This is a genomic window from Sphingopyxis sp. (genome assembly GCF_035565275.1).
Taxonomy (GTDB): domain Bacteria; phylum Pseudomonadota; class Alphaproteobacteria; order Sphingomonadales; family Sphingomonadaceae; genus Sphingopyxis.
This window is the reverse complement of record NZ_DATMST010000086.1, coordinates 1-4,731: the sequence shown is the minus strand read 5'-3', so window position 1 is coordinate 4,731 and position 4,731 is coordinate 1. Positions and strand designations below refer to the sequence as shown.

The 4,731-nt window shown below is 63.4% G+C and carries 6 protein-coding genes and 1 pseudogene; 1 reads left to right on the top strand and 6 read right to left on the bottom strand.

What is annotated here, in order from left to right; genetic code table 11:
• Positions 1 to 3: 3 nt before the first annotated feature.
• Positions 4 to 159: a hypothetical protein gene (locus tag VN047_RS06665; protein ID WP_325541302.1), complete on the bottom strand. Its 156-nt coding sequence runs from the start codon at positions 157 to 159 to the stop codon at positions 4 to 6.
• Positions 160 to 557: 398 nt separating this feature from the next.
• Here VN047_RS06665 and VN047_RS06660 point away from each other — a divergent pair, with 398 nt between their 5' ends.
• Positions 558 to 1,034: a hypothetical protein gene (locus VN047_RS06660; protein WP_325541300.1), complete on the top strand. Its 477-nt coding sequence runs from the start codon at positions 558 to 560 to the stop codon at positions 1,032 to 1,034.
• Between the two features lie 148 nt (positions 1,035 to 1,182).
• Here the strand turns inward: VN047_RS06660 and VN047_RS06655 are convergent, their stop codons facing one another.
• The 5 genes and pseudogenes from VN047_RS06655 to VN047_RS06635 form a co-directional block, all read right to left on the bottom strand.
• Entirely contained in the window at positions 1,183 to 1,497 is a 315-nt protein-coding gene (locus VN047_RS06655) for a GIY-YIG nuclease family protein (RefSeq protein ID WP_325541298.1), read from the bottom strand.
• A 210-nt stretch (positions 1,498 to 1,707) separates the two neighbouring features.
• Entirely contained in the window at positions 1,708 to 2,232 is a 525-nt protein-coding gene (locus VN047_RS06650) for a hypothetical protein (RefSeq protein WP_325541296.1), read from the bottom strand.
• 138 nt (positions 2,233 to 2,370) lie between these two features.
• Entirely contained in the window at positions 2,371 to 2,601 is a 231-nt protein-coding gene (locus VN047_RS06645; RefSeq protein WP_325541295.1) for a hypothetical protein, read from the bottom strand.
• A 128-nt stretch (positions 2,602 to 2,729) separates the two neighbouring features.
• Complete coding sequence (locus tag VN047_RS06640) at positions 2,730 to 3,794, bottom strand: ribonucleotide-diphosphate reductase subunit beta (RefSeq protein WP_325541294.1); 1,065 nt, start codon at positions 3,792 to 3,794, stop codon at positions 2,730 to 2,732.
• A 123-nt stretch (positions 3,795 to 3,917) separates the two neighbouring features.
• Positions 3,918 to 4,731 (bottom strand): annotated as a pseudogene (locus tag VN047_RS06635) (ribonucleotide-diphosphate reductase subunit alpha); the annotation flags it as partial.

The window sequence follows — 4,731 nt, the reverse complement described above, 5'->3', positions numbered from 1 at the left end:
CTCCTAGTGCGCGCCGGGGCGTGGCGGTCCCGCGATCAGCCTGGTCAGCGTCGCGAGGCGCCGGCGCGCGGCGGACCAGTCGCGTTCGGGGTGCGCCTGAATTTGGTCGAGGAGGACGCGAACCTCCTTGCGGCGGTCGCCTTCGGTTACGGCCTGCATCGGCTTTCTCCTTTCGGCGCGAGTATAGCAGCGATCGCACGGTGCGGGCGGCGGCTCGCCGTACGGTCGGGGCGGTTAACCCCGGCGGCGCGGCGGGAAGGCTGCAAAGCCGGGGCCCGGCCGTGCCGGCAAGCGCCAGGATCGCAAAGGTCGTCCACCCGGCATGCGGGCGAAAGGTCGCAAAGGTCGCGCGCGGGCGCGATGTTTCGCGTCGCGGGCGGCAGCGGATTTCACGGGTCAAGGAGCCAGCGGCGGGAGGCTGGCACGCGGCGGCAATGTAGGAAAGGGCGTGCCGGTCCTATTTTGTATCGCGGGTCGATGCGGGAGGTGATGCGACGGGGTGGCGCGGCGGCGCGGCGATGCCTATCTAGGCCGCGATGACGGACAGGGACCGGAACATGGTGGTGGTGGCCCGGCTGCGCGCGGCGCCGCTGGTGGGGTGGCAGTTCGCGTGCGCGGTGCTGCTCGGCGTGCTCGTGGCGCGCCTCGATCGGGGCGGCGATCCGCTCGATGCGCTGCGCAATATGGTCTTCGGGCAGCCGTTGCTGCTGCTCGGCATCGCGGCGGTGCTGGGCGTGTGGGCGTACATCATCGGCATGTGGCGGCGGCGCGGCGATTATCTGCGCCACGACGGGGTGACGCTCTATCGCGGCGGGAGCGCGCAGTGGCCGCTCGCGCTGGTCCGCGATGTGGTGGTGGCGCGCGGCAATATGGGGCTGGAGTCGCTCCGGCTGGTCGTCGACGACGACAGCGAGGTCACGCGCGAGCTGGTGAAGCTCTACATGCTCGAAGGCCCGCCCGAGGTGGCGCGCGACGGAGTGATGTTCGCGGTGGCGCGGGTGGGGGGAAGGATGGAGGCGGTTACGGTGCATTAGGGAGGCTGGCTTTGTCAGGGGCTCACACAAAGGCGCAAAGGCACGAAGGCCTTCCCACTTTCGTCACCCCGGACTTGATCCGGGGTCCATGCTACGGCCGTCGAATGGATGCCGGATCAAGTCCGGCATGACGAAGGAGGGGGGGGCGTCACCCGCCCAACGGCGGCAACCCCAATTCCTCCGCCATATCGCGCCAATCCGGGTTCGCCGCCTCGATCAGCTCGATCTTCCACTTGCGCTGCCAGTTCTTGATCTGCTTCTCGCGGCCGATCGCGGCGTGCATCGTCCCGGCGAGTTCGAACCAGACGAGCGTCTTCACGCCATAGCGGTCGGTGAAGCCGCCGAAACTGCCGTCGCGGTGCTGGCAGATCCGCTGGATCAGGTGCGAGGTGACGCCGGTGTAGAGCGTGCCGTGCCGCGCGCTGGCCATGATATAGGCGCAAGGCTGGAAGTCGGCGTGCATGGGGTGGAGGCTAGGGCGGCGATGGACCCCGGATCAAGTCCGGGGTGACGAGATTGGGTCGCATTGGATGCTTCCCATATCCACGTCATTCTGAGCCGTCTCTCTCCGTTCGTCATGCCGGACTTGATCCGGCATCCACACAGTTTAACCGGACAAAGGAATTGACGGTTTTGTACCTGTCACGGCAGTTCCGATTTTCGCGCGGCTGGATTAGTCGGTTTTTGATAGCGGCCAAGGGAGTTTGAATCCCCTATTTTTGGCAAAGCCCTCAAGCGCGTTTTTCCCAATCGATGTGTCGAGCGTAGCGTCAGGTTTTTTAGGATACTTCGACGGATTCGGGCCGATAGCCAATCCAATATTGTTAGCCGTCCACGCCTCGCCATCGATGCGGATCATTCCATTGCGAACACCGCCAAGAATATCGTTGGCAAGCGCCTTGGCTCTTTCGTGCGTATCGAACTGCGACGGGCGAAGACCGCATAGTAGACAAGCTGCTTCAGGTATCGTGAACCGGACTTTCCCATGCCACCATTTGCGATCTCTGACCCATCGTGCGGCCCACGGCGTAATCCACGTGGCCAAGGCGACTGCAATGAGCGCCGCGCCTATCCAAATGCCCCAATTGTCCGCGTTGGAATTGGAAAGCCATGAAGGAGAATACCCCACGACCTTGTCCGCCCACCCCGAGAGGTTCGAAATCGCGTCGTCTGGCTTTGTTGTTGCGGCCGCCAACATTATGCTCCCGCCAACCGGGAGAACATATTTTCCAACGGATTTTATAGCCCCCATTCCCCTCGCCATATCAGCCGTTGTACCGTTAGTCACGATACATGTCCGAAGGGGGGAAGAGCCTGATATCCGTCGGTTAAGAGGTCAAACCGAAAACCCGCCCGAATTCCTCCGGTTCGAACTCGCCGCCAGCACCTTCTTGCCCGTCGGGGTCAGCGCCCATTTGGCGCCCTGCTTGACGACCAGTCCCAGCGTGACGAGTTCGTCGCGTACGGGATCGGCGGGGAGCTGGGGGCGGCGGTTCGAGAGGCCTTCGAGGGTTGCGCGCTGCGGCTGGCTGAGGATCAGGAGTTTCTGTTTCTGTTTGTCGGTCATTTTGGCCTCTGGCTCTTTACGGTTGTGCCGTGGGGCTGGCGTCGCTGGCCCTCCCCGCGGCGACTAGGGAGCTTTGCTCCCAAGTCTTGCTGCCCCTCCCGCAAGCGGGAGGGGGTTTGGTGCGTCGCTTACTCGGCGGCGATGCCGGCTTGCTTGAACATGTCTTCGCCGTCGGCTTCGGCGTCGTTCACCGGGGCGGCGTCTTCGCTGTTCTTTGCCTTCTTGCGGCTGTCGAAGCTGGTCCACACGGTGTTCCAGTCGCCGCGCGTCGCGCCCTTGCTGTATTCGGTCGCGCGCGTTTCGAAGAAGTTGGCGTGCTCGACGCCGTTCAGCAGCGGGGCGAGCCAGGGGAGCGGGTGCTCGTCGATCATGTAGATCGGCTGGAAGCCGAGCTGCCCCAGACGCCAGTCGGCGATGTAGCGGATGTAGCGCTTGATCTCCTTCGGCGTCATGCCGGGGACGGGGCCCTGTTCGAACGCGAGGTCGATGAACGCATCCTCGAGCCGCACCGTCTTCTGGCAGGTGTCGATGATGTCTTCCTTCACCGCCTTGGTCAGGCAGTCGCGTTCCTTCACGAAGGTGTGGAACAGCTTGATGATGCCTTCGCAGTGGAGGCTTTCGTCGCGGATCGACCAGCTGACGATCTGGCCCATGCCCTTCATCTTGTTGAAGCGCGGGAAGTTCATCAGCATCGCGAAGCTGGCGAAGAGCTGAAGCCCTTCGGTAAAGCCGCCGAACATCGCGAGCGTGCGCGCGATATCCTCGTCGCTGTCGACGCCGAAGGTGCCCATATAATCGTGCTTGGCGCGCATCTCGTCATATTCGAGGAACATGCCGTACTCGCTTTCGGGCATGCCGATCGTGTCGAGCAGGTGCGAATAGGCCGCGATATGCACGGTTTCCATGTTGCTGAACGCGGTCAGCATCATCTTGATCTCGGTCGGCTTGAACACACGGCCATATTTGTCGTGGTAGCAATCCTGCACCTCGATATCGGCCTGCGTGAAAAAGCGGAAAATCTGCGTGAGCAGATTGCGCTCGTGGTCCGAAATCTTCTGCGCCCAGTCGCGGCAATCCTCGCCCAGCGGCACTTCCTCGGGCACCCAGTGGATCTGCTGCTGGCGCTTCCAGAAATCATAGGCCCACGGATATTCGAAGGGCTTGTAGGTCTTGCGGGCTTCGAGAAGGGACATGGCGGCTTATCCTCGGATCAAATCTTGTTCGTCATTCCGGCGAAGGCCGGAATCCATCGATGGGTTGCTCTCCCTCGCGTGGACCCCGGATCAAGTCCGGGGTGACGAGGGAGGGGCGAAGGCTCACTGACAGGCCAGACACTCGTCATAGTCGGTGCTCTCGGCGCTCAGTTCGAACTTCGCGGCCTCGGGTGTGTTGTCGGCCTCGACCCCGCCCGCGAAGCCGGCGCGCTGCACCGATTTCGAACGGAGATAATAGAGCGATTTGATGCCGAGTTCCCACGCGCGGTAGTGGAGCATGAGCAGGTCCCATTTCTCGACGTCCGCCGGGATGAACAGGTTCAGCGACTGCGCCTGATCGATATAGGGCGTGCGGTCGGCGCTGAGTTCGAGCAGCCAGCGCTGGTCGATCTCGAAGCTGGTCTTGTAGCAGTCCTTCTCGTCCTGCGTCAGGAAGTCGAGGTGCTGGACGCTGCCGCCGCGTTCGAGGATCGAGTTCCACACCGCGTCGCTGTTCTTCGCCTTGTCGACGAGCAGCGCCTCGAGATGCGGGTTGCGGATCGAGAAGCTGCCCGAGAGCGTCTTGTGCGTGTAGATGTTCGCGGGGATCGGCTCGATGCACGCGCTGGTGCCGCCGCAGATGATGCTGATCGACGCGGTCGGCGCGATCGCCATCTTGCAGCTGAAGCGCTCCATCACGCCCTGATCGGCGGCGTCGGGGCAGGGGCCGCGCTCGTTGGCGAGCAGCATCGACGCCTGATCGACCTGCGCGCGGATATGCTTGAAGACGCGAAGATTCGACGATTTCGCCATCGCGCCCTCGAACGGCAGGCCGCGCGCCTGCAGGAAGCTGTGGAAGCCCATGACGCCGAGGCCGACCGAGCGTTCGCGGCTGGCGCTATATTTGGCGCGCGCCATTTCGGGCGGGGCGCGGTCG